This window comes from Promicromonospora sp. NPDC050880 (assembly GCF_044456525.1).
Taxonomy (GTDB): domain Bacteria; phylum Actinomycetota; class Actinomycetes; order Actinomycetales; family Cellulomonadaceae; genus Promicromonospora.
Map to the genome: position 1 here is coordinate 95,711 of NZ_JBITFV010000012.1, position 18,229 is coordinate 113,939.

At 73.3% G+C, this 18,229-nt stretch carries 13 protein-coding genes; 9 read left to right on the forward strand and 4 right to left on the reverse strand.

The features are described from left to right. Window positions 1–189: 189 nt before the first annotated feature. Window positions 190–1,557: a bifunctional folylpolyglutamate synthase/dihydrofolate synthase gene (locus tag ACIBBF_RS18580; protein WP_397416145.1), complete on the reverse strand. Its 1,368-nt coding sequence runs from the start codon at window positions 1,555–1,557 to the stop codon at window positions 190–192. A gap of 33 nt (window positions 1,558–1,590) precedes the next feature. Here ACIBBF_RS18580 and ACIBBF_RS18585 point away from each other — a divergent pair, with 33 nt between their 5' ends. The 3 genes from ACIBBF_RS18585 to ACIBBF_RS18595 all read left to right on the forward strand — a co-directional run bounded on the left by ACIBBF_RS18585 (window position 1,591) and on the right by ACIBBF_RS18595 (window position 6,222). Further along, the gene (locus ACIBBF_RS18585) at window positions 1,591–3,507 is read left to right on the forward strand and encodes a hypothetical protein (RefSeq protein ID WP_397416148.1); all 1,917 of its coding nucleotides are present in this window, start codon (window positions 1,591–1,593) and stop codon (window positions 3,505–3,507) included. Continuing rightward, window positions 3,504–4,763, forward strand: a complete 1,260-nt coding sequence (locus ACIBBF_RS18590) for a hypothetical protein (protein WP_397416151.1) — start codon at window positions 3,504–3,506, stop codon at window positions 4,761–4,763. Before ACIBBF_RS18585 ends, ACIBBF_RS18590 begins: the two co-directional genes overlap by 4 nt. Window positions 4,764–4,938: 175 nt before the next feature. Further along, complete coding sequence (locus ACIBBF_RS18595) at window positions 4,939–6,222, forward strand: hypothetical protein (protein WP_397416154.1); 1,284 nt, start codon at window positions 4,939–4,941, stop codon at window positions 6,220–6,222. 70 nt (window positions 6,223–6,292) lie between these two features. Here the strand turns inward: ACIBBF_RS18595 and ileS are convergent, their stop codons facing one another. Beyond that, window positions 6,293–9,580 carry an isoleucine--tRNA ligase gene (gene ileS / locus ACIBBF_RS18600; RefSeq protein WP_397416157.1) on the reverse strand — a complete coding sequence of 1,096 codons (3,288 nt, stop codon included), beginning with the start codon at window positions 9,578–9,580 and terminating at the stop codon, window positions 6,293–6,295. A 427-nt stretch (window positions 9,581–10,007) separates the two neighbouring features. Between ileS and ACIBBF_RS18605 the strand changes: the two genes are divergently transcribed. The 3 genes from ACIBBF_RS18605 to ACIBBF_RS18615 all read left to right on the forward strand — a co-directional run bounded on the left by ACIBBF_RS18605 (window position 10,008) and on the right by ACIBBF_RS18615 (window position 12,379). After that, window positions 10,008–11,012, forward strand: a complete 1,005-nt coding sequence (locus ACIBBF_RS18605; RefSeq protein ID WP_397416159.1) for a hypothetical protein — start codon at window positions 10,008–10,010, stop codon at window positions 11,010–11,012. Window positions 11,013–11,188: 176 nt separating this feature from the next. Continuing rightward, a complete protein-coding gene (locus ACIBBF_RS18610; RefSeq protein WP_397416161.1) occupies window positions 11,189–11,836 on the forward strand; it encodes an FMN-dependent NADH-azoreductase in 648 nt (215 codons plus the stop codon). Window positions 11,837–11,926: 90 nt separating this feature from the next. After that, window positions 11,927–12,379, forward strand: a complete 453-nt coding sequence (locus tag ACIBBF_RS18615; RefSeq protein ID WP_397416163.1) for a MarR family winged helix-turn-helix transcriptional regulator — start codon at window positions 11,927–11,929, stop codon at window positions 12,377–12,379. A 19-nt stretch (window positions 12,380–12,398) separates the two neighbouring features. Here the strand turns inward: ACIBBF_RS18615 and ACIBBF_RS18620 are convergent, their stop codons facing one another. Further along, window positions 12,399–13,970, reverse strand: a complete 1,572-nt coding sequence (locus ACIBBF_RS18620) for a molybdopterin-dependent oxidoreductase (RefSeq protein WP_397416165.1) — start codon at window positions 13,968–13,970, stop codon at window positions 12,399–12,401. A gap of 76 nt (window positions 13,971–14,046) precedes the next feature. After that, a complete protein-coding gene (locus ACIBBF_RS18625; RefSeq protein ID WP_397416167.1) occupies window positions 14,047–14,853 on the reverse strand; it encodes an SDR family oxidoreductase in 807 nt (268 codons plus the stop codon). 425 nt (window positions 14,854–15,278) lie between these two features. On the opposite strand from ACIBBF_RS18625, the gene ACIBBF_RS18630 reads away from it, so the two are divergent. The 3 genes from ACIBBF_RS18630 to ACIBBF_RS18640 are packed head-to-tail and all read left to right on the forward strand — an operon-like array spanning window position 15,279 to window position 18,207. Further along, complete coding sequence (locus ACIBBF_RS18630) at window positions 15,279–16,280, forward strand: putative F420-0 ABC transporter substrate-binding protein (RefSeq protein ID WP_397416315.1); 1,002 nt, start codon at window positions 15,279–15,281, stop codon at window positions 16,278–16,280. Next, complete coding sequence (locus ACIBBF_RS18635; protein WP_397416169.1) at window positions 16,277–17,323, forward strand: putative F420-0 ABC transporter permease subunit; 1,047 nt, start codon at window positions 16,277–16,279, stop codon at window positions 17,321–17,323. The genes ACIBBF_RS18630 and ACIBBF_RS18635 overlap by 4 nt, the downstream gene beginning before the upstream one ends. Further along, window positions 17,320–18,207 (forward strand): ATP-binding cassette domain-containing protein, encoded by an 888-nt coding sequence (locus tag ACIBBF_RS18640; RefSeq protein WP_397416171.1) that lies wholly within the window; start codon window positions 17,320–17,322, stop codon window positions 18,205–18,207. The genes ACIBBF_RS18635 and ACIBBF_RS18640 overlap by 4 nt, the downstream gene beginning before the upstream one ends. Window positions 18,208–18,229 lie beyond the last annotated feature (22 nt).

Sequence of the window (18,229 nt, forward strand, 5' to 3'; positions counted from 1 at the left end):
ACCTCCTCGTGGGCTGCGCGACCCGGCGACGGCGCCGGGCCGGCGGACGCGTCCCATGGTTCTCATGTAACACCACACCGGCCCGGGTCGTACAGGACACCGGGTGCCGGACGGACAGGTCACCCGGGTGACCTGTCCGTCCGGCAGGGCCGTGGCGGACGGCCCGGTCGGGCGCGGCGGACGGCGCGGTCAGCCGCGGCCGACCAGGATCCGCGTGTCGGCCACGGTCACCACGGAGCCGGTGACGAGCACGCCGGAGCCGAGCCCGGTGCTGCTCGTGTTGTCCGCCTCGGCGAGGTCCGTCGCCACCTGCAGCGCCTCGTCCAGCCGCGCGGCCACGTGCACGCGCTCCTCGCCGAAGACCTCGCGCGCCACCTCGGCCAGGTCCTCCGGGTCGGCGGACCGTTCCGACGAGTTCCGCGTGACCACGATCTCCGCGACGGCCGGCTCCAGGACGGACAGGAGACCCTCGGCGTCCTTGTCCGCCATGACCGCGACGACGGCGACGACGCGCTCCAGGTTGAACGACTCCTCCAGCGCGTCCACCAGGGCCTCCGCGCCGGCGGGGTTGTGCGCGACGTCGACCAGCACCGTCGGGCTGGTCCGCACGAGCTCGAGGCGGCCGGGCACCTCGACGTCCGCGAAGCCCGCCTCGACGATCTCCGCCCCCAGGGCGCGCCCGCCGGTGATCAGGGCCTCGGTGGCCGCGAGCGCCAGCAGCGCGTTGTGCGCCTGGTGGGCCCCGTGCAGCGGCACGAAGATCTCCGTGTACACGCCGGCGGGCGTGCGCAGGTCGACGAGCTGCCCGCCGACGGCGATGCGCCGGTCCACGACCTCGAGGTCGATGCCCTCACGGACCAGGTGGGCGCCCACCTTCTCGGCGCCCTCGAGGATGGGGCCGAGCGCGGCGTCGGTCTGCTCGGCGATGACGGCGGTCGCGCCGTCCTTGATGATGCCGGCCTTCTCGGTGGCGATCTCCTCGACGGTGGAGCCGAGCCAGCGCTCGTGGTCCAGGGCGACGGGCGTGATGACGGCGACCTCGCCGTCCACCACGTTGGTGGAGTCCCACGTGCCGCCCATGCCGACCTCGACGACGGCGACGTCCACGGGCGCGTCCGCGAACGCGGCGAACGCCATGACCGTGAGCACCTCGAAGAAGCTGAGACGGGGCCCGCCCTGCTCCTGCGACTCGCGGTCGACGACGCCGATGTAGGGCGCGACGTCCTCGAACACCTCGACGAACCGTTCCTGGCTGAGGGGCTCGCCGTCGACGGAGATGCGCTCGGTGACGCTGGTCAGGTGCGGAGAGGTGAACCGTCCGGTGCGCAGGCCGTGCTCCCGCACGAGGCGCTCGATCATGCGAGCCGTCGAGGACTTGCCGTTGGTGCCGGTGATGTGGACGGTGCGGTAGGCGCGGTGGGGGTCGCCGAGGAGCTCGAGGACGCGCTGCACTCGGGCCATGGTGGGGTCGATGTCGATCTCGGGGGCTCGCGATGCGATCTCGCGGCGTACTGCTTCAAAGGCTTCGTCCACGGGACGAGGATAGGGTTCCGGCATCAAGGTTGCCGATCTCGCGCGGAGGCTCAGCAGGTGTCGGACGAGCAGCAGACGTCGAGCGCAACCCACGACATACCGACCCTCAGCCTGGACTTCGAGCGTGTCTTCAGCGCCAACCAGTACGCGGGCGAGGGCTCGTCGTGGCCGTCTTCGGTCGCCGACCATGTGGCGGAACCGACACCCGGGCTGTTCGAGATCATCGGATCCACTCGCCCCCGTGTCGTGGTGACGGCACCGCACGCCACCAATCACGAGCGTGCGGGTTCGACCAAGGTGGCGGACCGCGGCACGGGTGGCCTCGCCGTCCTGCTCGCGCACCTGACCGGCTGTACCGCGCTCGTCGCGCTGGGCGCTCCCGGGGACGCCAACTTCGACGGGGAGCACCCGCTCAAGGACAGACTGGCGGAGCTCCGGCCGACGATCGTGATCGACCTGCACGGGATGCGCACGCGGGTCGAGTCCGATGTGGACCTGGGCACGGGCGCCGGCCTGGTTCCGTCAGCCGTCTCGACCCTGGCCGAGGACAGCGACCTGCGGGTCACGGTCAATCAGGTCTTCGACGCGATGCGCCCCACGACGGTCACGGCGTTCGCCCAGGAACTCGGCATCCCGGCGGTACAGGTGGAGATCGGCGCACACCTGCGGCCGCCCCTGGGGACGCCAAAGGCTGTCACCCGCCTCGTCGCTCTGCTGACCCACCTGGTCGAGGCGCCCGTCGTACCACCCACCACGGACCTGGTGACCATTCCGGTGCGGATCGCGTCAGGTCTACCGACCGCCGTCGTACACCCGGACCTGCTGTCCGGGATCGATGGACCTGTGCCGATCACCGTCCTCACCGATGTGCGACAGACCATCGCATGGGCGTGGAGCGCGACGGCGGACGGCGTGCCGGAGTCCGCAGAGGCGCTGTCACCAGGCCGGATCGGGGTGAGCCGCCGCCTGCGATCGGAGCTGGGCGACGCACGATCGGTCGCGGTCCGGGTACCGCCGCTCATGAAGCTCCGCACCGTCGCGGCGCTCGTCGACGACATGCCGGGCGTCGACGAGGTACACGTCAACCCCGCGGACGTCAGGCCAGGGACCTACCTGTTGATGCAGCGCGGCGTCACGGCGTGGGTGCGAGCCGTGGGACGCGACCATGTGCTGTCCGGCACCGTCCGGCTCGCGTACCAGCTCCGTCTGCTCACTGCTTCCGACGGAGACGGACCCGACCCGGGCGTGCTCCTCGTCGCGGCCGCACCCCAGGTGATCGCCCGGAGCAGCGCGATCGGCCGGTTCCGGCGAGTCCGCAACTCGGTGGACAACGCACTGGAGCACCTGTGGCGCGCACTGTTCCGCGCACCCGAGTTCTCTGCGCGGGTCGTCCAGGCACACGCGGGCGACGACGGGTCGGCAGTTGTCACCCTCCACCCTGCGGTCTTCGACCGCCTCGGGATCGTCTCGGGACAGCAGGTGCTCGTCCGGTGGGGTGGGCGCGAGGTGGTCGCGCTCGCCGTGGCCGATCACGATCCTCCGGTCGCGGCAGCGCAGTCGGCGTCGATGAGACGCGTGCAACGGGTGAACCGGTTGTGGCCGGACCTTCCCGACGGGATGTCGCCCCACGTGACCGTGCGCGTCTCGACGCGTCTGCGCGAGGAGCTCCGGGCGCCGGTGGCGACGGTCGTCACGATGCGCCGGCGATTGCGGCCGGTGCTGGTGCAGAACCTCAACGCCCTGGTGGTGCCGCTGGCCAGCCTGGTGCTCGCCGGGGCCGCCCTGCCCGATCCGCACTGGCCGACCCTGGGTCTCGGCACCGCGCTGATGTCCCTGTTCGCGATGGCCCGGCTGCGCATCCCGCAGCCCCGGAGCGGTGCTCGCGTGGACCGTGAGTGGGTCGAGCACATGGCTGGGCCGGACCGGATGAACGAACCTGAGGCCCTCCAGACCGGTGAGAGGCTAGGCCGGTGACCGCTCAGCACCTTCCCGGAGATGTCGCCTTCTTCGACGAGTGGCGCAACAAGCAGCCCGGCACGCACCGGTCCCTGGACCGCGCGCGCGCCGTGGGCGAGGCCATGGGCACATGGGAGCGGACGCCACCGGTCCTCGTCGTCGTCGGATCCAAGGGCAAGGGGACCACCGCCGTGCACGCGGCCGCAACGCTGTCCGCAGCCTTGGTGGGTACCCGTCCGGCGCACGTGGGACTCGTGACCTCGCCCGGGCTGCGCACCAACCGCGAACGGATCCGCTTGGACGGTGCCGCCATCACGCCCCGCGAGTACGACGAACTGGCGAGCACGCTCGAACGGGCCCGCGCATCGGTCCCGTCGACGGACGACGGGTACCTCTCCCCCACGGGCGCCTTCACGGTCACCGGCGCAGCGTGGGCCGCCGCGCGTGGTGCCGACGCGCTGGTCCTCGAGGAGGGCCTCGGCGGACGCTCCGACGAGGTCAGCCTGTTCGCACCGCTCGTCGTCGCGGTGACACGCGTGTTCTACGAGCACGGCGAGCAGCTCGGTCCCACGCTGGACGACGTGGCACGCGACCTGCTGGGCGTCGTCGGTCCGACGACGCGGACGATCGTCACGGTCGAGCAGGACGCCGAGGTGACGGCGATCATCGAGGAGACCGCGGCGGCGGTGGGAGCCCGAGTCGTCACCGTCACGACGTCCTCACCGTCGTCGGCCCCCACAGCCCTGGCGCCCCTGACGCGGCTGAACGCCACCGCCGGTGAAGCTGCCGGCCGAGCCCTGGCCGCGGTGGCGGGCTGGACGGTGGGCGACGAGGTCCTTGCAGCCTTGGCGAGCGTCCACGTGCCGGGTCGGCTGAGCCGGCACGTCCTCGACGAGGTACCCGTGCTCGTCGACGGCGCGATCTCGCCCGACGGCGTCTCCGCCGCCGTGACGGAGTACCTCGCCTGGCGCGGCAGGCTGGACACAGTGGTGGCGAGCTTCCCCGACACGAAGGACGTCGAGGCATGCTTCGACGAGCTGCGTGGATTCGACCGGGTCATCGCGGCACGCGCGGACGACTACCTCTCGTTCTCCCGGGCCGAGGCATCGCAGGGCAAGGTCCTGGATGCCCGGACCGCGCTCGTGCAGAGTGTTGGGACCGCACACGACGAGGGCGGTGGATGCCTGATCATCGGGACGCAGTCGTACGTAGGGATCGCGCTGGACGTGCTGGGTGTGGAGACAGAGCGGGCCTTCACCCCGCCGTCAGGCTGACGTACGAGACCACCTGACACCTCGGCCTCGTCCCCACCACACGCCCCTGTTGCACGTTTTCACCCCGTGAAGAACGATGACACCCGCAACGCCGGGTCGGCGCTGCTCGAGTCGGTTCGGGGGGACGACGATGAGACGACACAGCTCTGTCCGGCGGACGATGATCGTCGGGGCCATGGCACTGGCAGCGGTCCTCGCCGCCCCGGCGGCGGCCATGACCGGCACACCGGTGCGCGGCGGCGTCGTCGGCCCGGTGGAGGCGGCCGGGACTGCCCGGACGCTCCCGGCGGACGACACCGCCGGCACCCACACGCGGGCCACCGACGCCCGCGAGGCCACCGACGCCCGCGAGGCCACCGACGCCCGCGAGGCCGCCGTCGACCGCACCGCCGCCACCGCCACGGCGCTCGCCGGGGTGCCCGGCTACGCCGGGGTGGCCGTCGACTACGACGCCGCCACGGTGACCGTCTCGTGGAAGGGTCATGCCCCGGCGCAGGTCAGCAGGCTGCTGCAGCAGGCCCCGGTGAACGTCGAGGTGCGGCGCACCGTCTTCAGCGAGGCCGAGCTGCGTGCCGCGAGCACGCGGCTGCTCGACGGTCAGCGCGCGGCGCACGGGCCGGACGCCGTGCTAGCCGTGCTCCCCGCCGCCGACTACGCGGGGCTGGTCGCCGAGGTCAGCCGGGACTCTGCCGTCGCGGCCCGGCCCGACCTGACGGAGCACCTGGAGCGCGCGGCCGGCGTACCCGTGCGGGCCACCCTGGTCGACGGCGGCGTCCAGTCCACTGCCGGGAGCCGCCGTGACGACCAGGCTCCGTGGCACGCGGGTGGCGCGATCGCGACCGCGGACGGGACCGACTACTGCTCGACCGGCTTCTCCATCGTCACGCCCGAGGGGCACCGCCTGGTCACCGCGGCGCACTGCAACGAGCGGGTCGGCGACGTCGTGCGCGACGGCACGGGCCAGCGCCTCGGTACGGTCACCGACCGCGCGCTGCACCTCGACGCGCAGCTCATCGACCCGGTCGGCGGCCCCAAGACGGCCGCGGCCGTGTTCGGCGGCCCGTGGGACGCGGCTCCCGGGGACAAGAGCTACTCGTTCCCGGTCACGAAGGTGCAGCGGCCCGCCGTCGGGCAGAACATCTGCAGCTCGGGTGCGGTCACCGGGGAGCACTGTGCCACCATCCGGGCCACCGACATCGCCTGGACCTGCGGCGACGAGACGTGTCACGGGTTCCGCGCGAGCCGGGACGACGGCGGCGTCACGGTCGGCGGGGGCGACAGCGGCGGGCCCATGTACATCGTCATCGGCGGTGAGGCGTACGCCCGCGGGATGATCGACGGCGGCTCGAACCGCCGCAGCTGCGGCCGCACGTCCCTGCCGACGCAGTGCTTCTCGTACGTCTACGGCATCCCGATGGTCGACATCCTGGAGCACTGGGACGCTCGCATCGACACCTGATCCAGGGCGCGGACACGGCGGGAGGGGCGAGGCCGGCGGCACCGGTCTCGCCCCTCCCGTCCTCAGGCTCTCAGGCCTTGGCCACCGACACCGCGCGCTCGGCGCCGGCCGTGACCGTGAGCGCCGTCGCCAGCGTCTCCCGCGTCACCAGCTCGCGGTGCTGCTCCACGGCCGCCACCCACTCGGCCGGGACCGTCAGGTCCAGCGCGATCCGGTCCGCCACCTGCAGGCCGGCGGCCTTGCGGGCGTCCTGCACGTCGCGGACGACGTCGCGGGCGTACCCCTCGGCACGCAGCGCGTCGTCGAGCGCCAGGTCGAGCACCACGAAACCGCCGCCGGTGAGCACCGCGGCCGCGACGTCCGCCGAGTCCGCGTCACCGGCCACCACGGTGGTCAGCTCGTACTCGCTCTCGAGCAGCTCGACGTCGCCGTCCGCCGTCGTGACCACCACGGCACCCGAGGGGGCCACGGACCAGTCGCCCGCCTTCGCGCCCTTGATCACGGCCTGCACGCCGCGCCCGAGGCGCGGACCGGCGGCACGTGCGTTGACCGCGAGCCGCTCGGTGACGCCGAAGGATGCCGCCACCTCGGGCGAGAACTCGACCAGGCGCACCTCCTTGACGTTCAGCTCGGTCTCCAGCAGGCCGGTGAACGGCGCGACGCCGTCCGGGTCCGCGACCGCCACGACGAGCGACCGCAGCGGCTGCCGCACGCGCAGCTTGTTCGCCTTGCGCAGCGCCAGCGTCTGCGACACCACGGCCCGCGCGGACTCGACGGCGGCGACGAGTGCGTCGTCGGCCACGAGCACGGAGCCCTCCGTGGAGTCGAGCGACGGCCAGTCGGTCAGGTGCACCGAGCGGCCGCCCGTCAGGCCCCGCCAGACCTCCTCCGTGAGCAGCGGCGCGAGCGGCGCCATGACCCGGGTGAGCGTCTCCAGCGCGGTGTGCAGGGTGTCGAACGCGTCGGCGTCCTCGGCCCAGAAGCGGTCGCGCTGCGTGCGCACGTACCAGTTGGTCAGCGCGTCCAGGTACTGGCGCACCGAGTCGCAGGCACCGGCGATGTCGTAGACGTCGAGCTGCTCGGTCACGTCGGCCAGCAGGCCGCGCGTGCGGGCCAGCAGGTAGCGGTCCATGACGGGCAGCCCGGAGACCCGCTCGGGCGTGAGCGGCTGCGCGGAGTAGCCCGCGCCGTCGTTCGCGGCGTTGGCGTACAGCGTGAAGAAGTAGTAGGTGCTCCACAGCGGCAGCAGCACCTGGCGGACGGCGTCACGGATGCCGTCCTCGGTGACGATGAGGTTGCCGCCGCGCAGGATCGGCGAGGCCATGAGGAACCAGCGCATCGCGTCGGACCCGTCACGGTCGAAGACCTCGTTGACGTCCGGGTAGTTCTTCAGCGACTTGCTCATCTTGCGGCCGTCGGAGCCCAGCACGATGCCGTGCGAGACCGCCGTCTTGAACGCGGGCCGGTCGAACAGCGCCGTGGACAGCACGTGCATCATGTAGAACCAGCCGCGCGTCTGCCCGATGTACTCCACGATGAAGTCGCCCGGGAAGTGGTGCTCGAACCAGTCGCTGTTCTCGAACGGGTAGTGCACCTGGCCGTAGGGCATCGAGCCGGAGTCGAACCAGACGTCCAGCACGTCCTCGACACGGCGCATCGTGGACTTCCCGGTCGGGTCGTCCGGGTTGGGCCGGGTCAGGTCGTCGACGAACGGCCGGTGCAGGTTCGGCTTGCCCTCGTGGTCGAGGGGCAGCCGCCCGAAGTCGCGCTCCAGCTCCGCGAACGAGCCGTACACGTCGACGCGCGGGTACTGCGGGTCATCCGACTTCCAGACCGGCACGGGCGAGCCCCAGAACCGGTTGCGCGTGATGGACCAGTCGCGGGCGTTCTCCAGCCACTTGCCGAACTGGCCGTCCTTGATGTGCTCCGGCACCCAGGTGATCTCCTGGTTGAGCTCGCCCATGCGGTCCTTGAACTTCGTCACCTCGACGAACCACGAGGACACGCCCATGTAGATCAGCGGGTTGCGGCAGCGCCAGCAGTGCGGGTAGGAGTGCGCGTACTGCTCGCGGCGCAGCAGCACGGTGCCCGACGTCGTCCGCCCCGCCTCGCCGTCGGCCGGGCCGCGCGTGCGGGCCTTGAGGTGGTCCATGATCGGCGCGTTCGCGTCGAAGACCTGCAGGCCCACGTACTCCTCGACCGGGAAGGTGAAGCGGCCGTCGGCGCCCACCGGGATCACCGGGTCCACGCCCTCGCGGTCGGTGACCTGCTTGTCCTCCTCACCGAAGGCGCCGGCGTTGTGCACCAGGCCGGTGCCGTCGGTCGTGGTGACGAAGTCGGCCTCGACCACGCGGTGCGCACCCGGGTGCCCCTCGAAGTAGTCGAACGGCGGCTCGTAGGCCGCGCCCAGCAGGTCGCTCCCCGTCAGGCGCCCGACGACGGTCGGCTCCTCGTTGCCCTCGTCCGTCAGCTCGCGGGCGTACGCCGCCACGCGCGCCTCGGCCAGCACGTAGCGCTGCGGGGTACCCGTGAAGGACGACTCGACGATCACGTAGTCGACGTCGGGGCCCACCATGACCAGCAGGTTGGAGGGCAGGGTCCACGGCGTCGTCGTCCAGATGAGCAGGTGGTCGCCGGCGCGGAGCACGTCGGCGCCGTCGGGCACCTCGGTGATCCGGAAGCCGACCGTCACCGCCGGGTCCTGACGCTGCTGGTAGACGTCGTCGTCCATGCGCAGCTCGTGGTTGCTCAGGGGGGTCTGGTCGTTCCAGCAGTAGGGCAGCACGCGGAAGCCCTCGTAGATCAGGCCCTTGTCGAACAGCGACTTGAAGGCCCAGACCACGCTCTCCATGAAGGTCGGGTCCAGCGTCTTGTAGTCGTCCTCGAAGTCCACCCAGCGGGCCTGGCGCGTCACGTAGGTGCGCCACTCGTCGGTGTACTTGAGCACGCTGGAACGGCACGCGGCGTTGAACTTGTCGATGCCCAGCTCGACGATCTCCTCCTTGGTCTTGATGCCGAGCTGGCTCATCGCCTCCAGCTCCGCCGGCAGACCGTGGGTGTCCCAGCCGAAGCGGCGCTCGACGCGCTGGCCCTGCATGGTCCGGTAGCGCGGCACCACGTCCTTCGCGTACCCGGTCAGCAGGTGGCCGTAGTGCGGCAGGCCGTTGGCGAACGGCGGGCCGTCGTAGAAGACGAACTCGTTGCTGCCGTTCTCGCCGGCCGGACGGGCCTCGACGGACGCACGGAAGGTGTCGTCCTTCTCCCAGTAGGCGAGGACGTCGCGCTCGAGGTCGGGCAGGCTGGGGGACGCGGGGACGGCGCCCTCGGCGTCGCTGGGACGGTGCAGCGGATAGGCCATGGTTCTTCTGGCTCCTGGCGGGTTCAGCGGTTCGGCAGCAGGTGGACTTCGGTGGTGCTCTGCTGCGAGGACGCCGCACCTGGGTGCGCCGCGGTACCACCCCGCTTGCCGCCCGCTTGCGCACGCGACCGCTCGTTGACGGCTGTGACGGGCCTACCCGTCCGGTTCTACTGGGGCGGCCCGCTGGGCACCCGTTCTTCCGGAGGCTCACCGGTGATAGCCGGGTCGATGCCTGTGGACCCATCGTAGCGGGACCGGGCAACCGGGGCGGGCCGCCGCACACCGCCGGCCGCGGCGGCGCCGGCTCCGACGCCAGCTCCGACGACCATGCGGTTGCTGCCAGGACCGGCCCGTTCCTGGCAGCAACCGCATGGTGTCCTGTGGATGACGACGGACGTCACGCAACGCCCTTCGATCTAATCGTGGTGTGCCCGCCAAGGAACCAGTCCCGACCAGCCTCCTGCACCTCGCACGGCAGCAGTGCGGGCTGCTGCCCTCCCAGCAGTGCGACGCGGCTGGAGTCGGGCCGTCCCGGAGGCGCAACCTGGTCGCGCGAGGCGGGTGGCGACGCGTGACCCGCTGCGTGCTCGACACGGGCGCGACACCCGAGGGGCTGCACGTCTACGACATCGAACGGCGGCGAGCCGCATGGACGGCCCTGCTCGCCAACCCGCGGGCGATCGCCGTCGGGTGCTGCGCGCTGGCTCTGCACGGCGTCGCGGGGCTCCCTCGCCGGATCGTCCCGGAGGCGGCACTCCCCCGAGGCACCGCACGCAAGGCCAGGGACGGGATCGCCTTCCGGCAGTACGCCACCGAACAAGAGACCGTCGAGATCGAGGGCAGGACGGTCGTCACCGTACGCCGGGCGCTGGTGCAGGCACTGCCCACGCTCAGCCGCGACGAGGCGGTCGCATGCCTGGACAGCGCACTCCATCAGGGCCTGATCACGCCTGGGGACCTGCGGACCATCCGACGTGATCTCTTGCGCCGGAGGGGTTCGGCGCGGGTCATCCCGTGGCTGGACCGGGCCGACGGGCGCGCCGAGTCCCCTCCCGAGAGCCACGCCCGGCTGCGGGCCGAGGACGCAGGGTTCGCCCCCGACGACGTCCAGCGCGACTTCTTCGACGTCAGGGGCCGCTTTCTCGGCCGAGCCGACCTGGCCTGGCACCTCGGTGGCGACAGGTGGCTCGTCGTCGAGATCGACTCCCAGGCGTTCCACGGGGCCGAGCGTCAGGTACGCCGGGATGCGCTCCGCCAGAACGATCTGGTGCGCGAGGGGCGGAACCTGGTCATGCGGTTCTTCCCGGGTCAGGTCACGGGCGGCGACTTCGCCGGCGACGTGGCCCGCGTCCTCGACCGCGAGGGCTGGCGGCCCGACCAGGAGCTGCCACCCCGCCCGACGAGACGACGACCCACAGCACGAAGGCGGTGACCATGCGGTTGCTGCCAGGACCGGCCCGATTTTGGCAGCAACCGCATGGTCACATGCCCCCTCGACAAGATGAGTGAGCCAGATCACATACTGATCGGAAATAGTTGGTGCTGTGCAAATCATTGATGCTGGAGGCCGCATCGGCCGATCGACCGATCTCCAGGAGGACCTCCACCATGGCAACACTGCTGCACATCGACGCGAGCATCCAGGGTGACAGCTCCGTCAGCAGGCAGCTGAGCGCCCGTGCTGCCGACGCCTGGCGCGCTGCGCACCCGGACGGGACGGTCACGTACCGTGACCTCGCTGCCGACCCGGTACCCCACTTCGACGCGGCGGCCAACACCAGCCGCGGCGTGCCCCAGGACCAGCACACGCCGGACCAGGCCCGCTCCTGGTCCCGCATGGAGCAGCTCACGGGCGAGATCGCGGCTGCGGACACCGTGCTGCTCGGGCTGCCCATCTACAACTTCGGACCGCCGAGCACCGTCAAGGCGTGGCTGGACCACCTCGTCGCGCCGGGTCTGGGCTTCGACCCCGAGACCCGGGAGGGGCTGCTGGGCCGCTGCAACTTCGTCGTCGTGGTCTCGCGCGGCGGCGGGTACGCCGAGGGCACCCCGCGGCACGGCTGGGACCACGCCTCCGCCTGGCTGCCGCACGGCCTGTCACTGGTGGGGATCGAGCCGCGGTTCATCACCGCGGAGCTCACGCTGGCGGCGTCGACCCCCGCGATGTCCGGCCTGGTGCCGCTCGCCGAGGAGAGCCGCCGGCAGGCCGAGGCCGAGATCGACAGCCTCTGGGCACCGGCCACCACCACGGCCTGATCCGGCGACGCTCGCCGCATAATTGCGCACGTCACGCCCCCGCACCGCCGTAGAGTGGTGGCGCGGGGGCGCGACGACGAGGGAGATGCCGTGGACGAGCAGCAGGTCATGGAGCAGTCCCTGAACCGGTCCGGCGCGCTGATCGACTACCTGGCGCGGCACCTGCGCCGCCGGTCCGAGTCCGCGCTCACCCCGCTCGGTCTGCGCACCCGGCACCTCGTGGCTCTGACCGTGCTGCGGGAGCGGGGCGAGATCACCCAGCAGGACCTCGCGGCGGCCCTCGTGCTCGACAGCACCAACGTCGTGGGCCTGCTCAACGAGCTGGAGCGGCGCGGCCTGGCCGAGCGGCGCCGCTCGGCCCAGGACAGGCGCCGGCACGTCGTGTCCCTGACCGACGACGGCGTGGCGCTGCTCTGCCAGGCGGAGCTCGCGCTGTCGGTCGTGGAGGACGAGGTCTTCGCCGCCCTGGACCGTCCGCAGCGCGAACAGCTCCACGAGCTGCTCGTCGCCGCCACGTCGTCGGCGTCCGCCCCCTTCTGCTGAGGGCTGCCGGCGGGCGGCGTCAGCCCACCGAGACCTGCACCGTGTGCCAGCCCGTGGCGCCGTCGGGCGCGGGCGGGGCCTCGGCCTCGGTCTGGACCAGGCCGTCGGCGTCCGTGGCCCGGACCGTCAGCGTGTGGTCGCCCTCGGCGAGGTCGAGCGAGGCGTGCCACTGGCGCCAGGTGTCGGGCCCGACGGTCTCGGCGAGCTCGGCCGTGACCCACTCGCCGTCGTCGGCCCGGACCTCGACCGCGCCGATGCCGGTGTGCTGCGCCCACGCGACCCCGGCCACGGTGACGGCGCCCGGTGCCGCGGAACCCCGCGGCACGTCGATGCGGGACTGCACCTTGACCGGCCCCAGCGCGGACCAGCCGCGCGGCGTCCAGTAGCCCTGGTCGGCCTCGAAGGTGGTGACCTCCAGCGACGTCACCCACTTGGTGGCCGAGACGTAGCCGTACAGGCCCGGCACCACGAGCCGCGCCGGGAAGCCGTGCTCCACCGGCAGCGGCTCGCCGTTCATGCCGATCGCGAGCAGGCTGTCCCGGTTCGGGTCCAGCAGCACCTCGAGCGGGGTGCCGGCGGTGAACCCGTCGTCGCTCCGGGAGAGCACCATGTCGGCACCGGCCCGCGGCCTGGCCCGCTCCAGCAGGGCGCGGATCGGGTAGCCCAGCCACAGGGCGTTGCCGATCAGGTCGCCGCCCACGGTGTTGCTGACGCAGGCGAGCGTCACGTGGTGCTCCTCCAGCGGCAGCGCGAGCAGCTCGTCCCACGTGATCGTGAACGGCTCCTCCACCATGCCGCGCACCTCCAGGGACCAGTCCGCCGGGTCGAGCTGCGGCACCCGCAGGGCCGTGTCGATCCGGTAGAAGTCCAGGTTCGGGGTGACGTAGGGGGTCAGGCCGTCGAGCCCCAGGTCGGCGCCCGAAGGGACGGGGGCGGCCGCCCGGCGCGCGGCCGGCAACCGGATCTTGTCCCGCACCACGCTCACCGCGGCCGACCCCGCCGACAGCGCCCGCGAGCCCGCCAGCGCCAGCACCGCGACGCCCGCGGCGATCCCGGTGGCGGCGAGGAAACCGCGCCGGTCCACCACGCCGGCCCCCGGGGACCGCAGGTCCGGCTCCGGCCGCAGGCGTGCCACGGCCGCGCGCAGCGCGAGCACGGCGCCGCCGATCCCGATCAGGCTGGGCAGCGCCCACAGCGGCGTCGCCTCCGGGCGCAGCACCGCGACGATCGCGCCGATGACGCCCACGCCGCCGATGAGCTGGGACCCCAGGGGCGGACGGCGCAGCTCGGCCCAGCCCGCGAGCGCCGCGCCGGCGGCGAGCACCACTCCCATCGTGCCGAGCAGCACCGCCTTGTCGGCGGTGCCGAACCACTGCACCGCGAGATCCTTGAGCCAGCCGGGCACGGCGTCGACCACGGCGGCGCCGCCCGCGAACAGGGTGCTGGAGCCGGGCGCGACGAGCGCGGCCACGAGCTCAGCGACGGCCAGCCCCGCGCCCCCGGCGACGACGCCGGCGAGGGCCGCCCACCACCCGTCGTGCGGCGGACGGTCGGTCCGCGAGGTCGCCGGGGTGTCGGTTGCCTGGGTCATGTGCCCAGCCTGGCACGCCGATCCACGCTTGCGCGGGGACGAGGGCGGACCGTCACGACTCCGTAAGGCCCGCCCGTCAGACGCCCGTGCCGCGGACGATCTTCGAGTTGTGGGCCTGGGCCCGGGGGCGGATCGTCACGAGGTCGATGTTCACGTGGTGCGGGCGGGAAAGGGTCCAGGCGATGGTGTCGGCGACGTCGTCGGCGACCAGGGGCGTGTAGCCCTCGTAGACGGCGGCGGCCTTCTCGGCGTCCCCGCCGAAGCGCACCAGCGAGAACTCCTCCGTGGCGACGGCGCCCGGCGCGATCTCGATGACGCGCAGGGGTTCGCCCGCGGTCTCCCAGCGCAGCGTCTGGGACAGCATGTGCTCGGCGTGCTTGGCGCCGGTGTAGCCGGCACCGCCCTCGTAGGCGCCCTGGGCGGCGGTGGAGGTCACGTTCACGACGTCGGCCACGCCCCTGGCCGCGCCCGCGGCCCGCAGCAGGGGCAGCACGGCCTGGGTGACGCGGAGCGTGCCGAGCACGTTGATCTCGTACATGCGGCGCCAGCCGTCGATGTCGGCGTCCTCGACGCGGTCCAGGCCGAAGGCCCCGCCGGCGTTGTTGACCACGGCGTCGAGGCCGCCGGTGGCGCCGAGGTGGCCGGCGAGCGCGGCCACGGCGTCGCCGTCGGTCAGGTCGACGGCGTAGACCTCGCAGCCCGTCTCCGCGGCGAGCGCCTCCAGCCGGTCCGCGCGGCGGGCGGCGGCCACGACGGTCCAGCCGTCGGCGCGCAGGCGGCGCACGGTCGCGGCGCCGATGCCCGACGACGCCCCGGTCACCAGGGCGCGGCGGGTCGGGATGGTCTCGGGGGTGGCGGTCTCGGGGGCGGTGCTGTCGCTCATGGCCGCACTGTAGCCGCCGGCTCAGCGGAGCAGCCCGGCGGCGTAGCCCGCGAAGAGGGCGACGACCAGCCCCGCCAGGCACGGGCGTGGTCCGGTCGCTCGCGGACGGCGCCGCGGCCGGGCCGCCGGCGACACGACCCCGCGGGGCCGGCACCCCACGCCCGACGCTCACAGCGAAAACCGCACCGGCCGTGTCTCTCCCCCGGTGTATCGTGGCGGCGGGTCGCGGGCCCTCCTCTGGCCCGCCGACGCGGCTCTCGCTGTGAGCCGCTTCCCACCCCGGACGCGAGATGGCGCGTCGCTGCTCGCCCACGGTCCTGCGGTCGTGGGCCGTTCGCCGACCCCTGGAGCCATCCGTGCACCCCCACCGTGTCCGACCTGCCCGCCCGTCCCTGCCCAGCGGGGCGGACAGCGCCCGCCGCGCCCTGTCCGCCGTCCGCTCGCGCGGGCGGTACGCCCTGCCCGCCGTGACCGCGGCCGCGGCTCTCGCCCTGGCCGCCTGCTCGGCCACGGCCGCCGACGAGCCCGACGCCGCGGCGTCGGCGTCGGGCGCCTTTCCCGTGACCCTCGACAACTGCGGGTTCGAGACCACCGTCGAGGCGCCACCGGAGCGCGTGGTGACGATCAAGTCGTCGACGACGGAGATGCTGCTGGCCCTGGGGCTGGGCGACCGGATCGTCGGGTCGGCGTTCCTCGACGGGCCCGTGCCGGACTCCCTGGAGACGGTTCCCGCCGTCGAGGAGCCGTTCGCGGACGAGGCGCCGGGTTCCGAGGCGACGCTGGCCCTCGAGCCGGACCTGGTCTACGCGGGCTGGGAGTCCAACCTCACGGCCGAGACGGCGGGCGACCGCGCGACGCTCGCGGGTCTCGGCGTCACCACGTACGTCTCCCCCGCCGCCTGCAAGGCGGAGGGCTACATGCCGGACCCGCTGACGTTCGACACGGTCTTCGACGAGATCACGGAGGTGGGCACCCTGTTCAACGCCGAGGAGGCCGCCGCGGCCCTGGTCGAGGAGCAGCGTGCGGCGCTGGACGCGATCGAGCCGGACGACCGGGGGCTGACGGCCCTGTGGTGGTCCTCGGGTGACGACACCCCGTACGTGGGGGCAGGCATCGGCGCCCCGCAGATGATCATGGAGGCCGCGGGGCTCACGAACGTCGCGGCCGATGTCCACGACACCTGGACCTCCCTGGGCTGGGAGAGCATCGTGGAGGCGGACCCGGACGTCGTCGTGCTGGTGGACGCCGCCTGGAACCCCGCGGACGCGAAGATCGAGGCCCTGGAGTCGAACCCGGCCACGCGGGAGATGACGGCGGTCAAGGAGGAGCGGTACGTGGTGGTGCCGTTCCCGGCGACCGAGGCGGGCGTCCGCAACGTCGACGCCGTGGCCTCGGTGGTGGACCAGCTGGCGGACCTCGACCGGTGAGCGCACGCGGTACGGCGGGACGGACGGGCCCGGGCAGAGCCGGGCTCGCCCTGCCCGGCGCGGCCGTGGTGCTCGTGCTGAGCGTGGGCGTGGCGGTCACGATCGGTCCCGCGGACCTGGCGCTGTCCGAGGTGTGGCGGTCGGTGGCCAGCCACCTCGGGCTGGGCGGACCGCTCGGCCTGGAGCCGCTCACCGCGCTGCGCGACGGCATGGTGTGGCAGCTGCGCATGCCGCGGATCCTCACGGCGGCGGCCGTGGGCGCGGGCCTCGCGCTGTGCGGTGCCGTGATGCAGTCGCTCACCCGCAACCCGCTCGCCGACCCGTACCTGCTGGGCCTGTCGTCGGGCGCGTCGCTCGGCGCCGTGCTGGTGCTGCTCGTGGGCGTGCCGCTCCTGCTGCCGGTGGCGGCATTCGCCGGCGCGGTCGGCGCACTGGCCCTCGCGCTGACGCTGGCCGGTGCGCTCGGGACGATCACGCCCACCCGCACGGTGCTCGCAGGGCTCGCGATCAGCCAGCTCTGCGCGGCGGCGGTCTCGTTCGTGATCTTCTGGTCGGCCACGGGCGACGCCTTCCGGGAGGTGCTGTCGTGGCTGATGGGCTCCGTCGCGTCGGCGACGTGGACGTCGGTGGCCGTCGCGGGCGGTGCCGTGCTCCTGGTCGGTGTGCCGCTCGCGCTGAGCGGCTCGGTGCTCGACGCGTTCACGTTCGGGGACACGGCCGCGGCCGCCCTGGGGGTGTCCGTGCAGCGGACGCGCTGGGTGCTGCTGGTCGGCGTCGCCCTGCTGACGGGCGCGCTCGTGTCGCAGAGCGGGTCCATCGGGTTCGTCGGGCTGATCCTGCCGCACGCGGTGCGGCTGCTGACCGGCGCGCGGCACCGCCTGCTGCTGCCCCTGTCGGCGCTGGCCGGGGCCTCGTTCCTGGTCTGGGCGGACACGCTGGCCCGCACCGTGTTCGAGCCCCGGGAGCTGCCGGTGGGCATCGTCACCGCGGCGATCGGTGCCCCCGTCTTCGCGTTCCTGCTCTGGAAGGGAGCCCGGCGATGAGCGCGGGACCCTCGGTGGACCCCCGGCCGGCGACGCAGGAGGCGACCGGCGCGGGCCTCGCGGCCGCCGCCGTCACCTGGCAGATCGACGGCCGGCTGATCCTGGACGACGTGGGCGTCCTGGCCCCGCCCGGCGCCGTCACGGGGCTGCTGGGCCCCAACGGGTCCGGCAAGTCGACGCTGCTGCGGGTCCTGGCCGGGGTGCAGCAGGCGGGACGGAGCGGGGCGCCGTCGGGCGGGGCGCCCTCGGACCCGGTGCCCGCGACGTTCGGCGGCACGGACCTGGCCGCGCTCTCCCGGCGCGAGCGCGCCCGCGTGCTCGCCCTGGTGGAGCAGGACGCCACCACCGACCTGCCCCTGTCGGTACTGGACGCCGTGCTGCTGGGCCGCATCCCGCACCGCGCCCTGCTCGCCGGCGACTCCGACGCCGACCGCGCCGCCGCGCGCGCCGCCCTGGCCACGGCCGGGGCCGAGGGCCTGGCCGGCCGGGAGATCGCCACGCTGTCGGGCGGCGAGCGCCAACGCGTGCACATGGCCCGGGCGCTGGCCCAGCAGCCGCGGCTGCTGCTGCTCGACGAACCGACCAACCACCTGGACATCGCCGCACAGCTCGACGCCATGCGGGTGCTGCGCGACCTCGCGGCGGACGGCGTGACCGTCGTGACCGCCCTGCACGACCTCAACCTCGCGGCGGCGACCTGCGACCACGTGGTGCTGCTGGCCCGCGGCCGGGTCGTGGCGGCGGGGCCGGTCGGCGAGGTGCTGGTGCCGGCGGTGCTGGAACCCGTCTACGGGGTGCGGGTCGACGTGCTGACCCATCCGCGGACGGGCCGTCCCGTGCTGTCCTTCGAGCGACGGCCGGGGACCGGGTCCGGCTCAGGCTGACGGATCGCCGCTCCTGAACCAT

Coding starts and splice junctions, on each gene's coding strand:
- ACIBBF_RS18625 (WP_397416167.1), bottom strand. CDS start 14,853: ATGAGCGACAGCACCGCCCCCGAGACCGCCACCCCCGAGACCATCCCG.
- ACIBBF_RS18580 (WP_397416145.1), bottom strand. CDS start 1,557: ATGCCGGAACCCTATCCTCGTCCCGTGGACGAAGCCTTTGAAGCAGTA.
- ACIBBF_RS18610 (WP_397416161.1), top strand. CDS start 11,189: ATGGCAACACTGCTGCACATCGACGCGAGCATCCAGGGTGACAGCTCC.
- ACIBBF_RS18620 (WP_397416165.1), bottom strand. CDS start 13,970: ATGACCCAGGCAACCGACACCCCGGCGACCTCGCGGACCGACCGTCCG.
- ACIBBF_RS18595 (WP_397416154.1), top strand. CDS start 4,939: ATGGCACTGGCAGCGGTCCTCGCCGCCCCGGCGGCGGCCATGACCGGC.
- ACIBBF_RS18640 (WP_397416171.1), top strand. CDS start 17,320: ATGAGCGCGGGACCCTCGGTGGACCCCCGGCCGGCGACGCAGGAGGCG.
- ileS (WP_397416157.1), bottom strand. CDS start 9,580: ATGGCCTATCCGCTGCACCGTCCCAGCGACGCCGAGGGCGCCGTCCCC.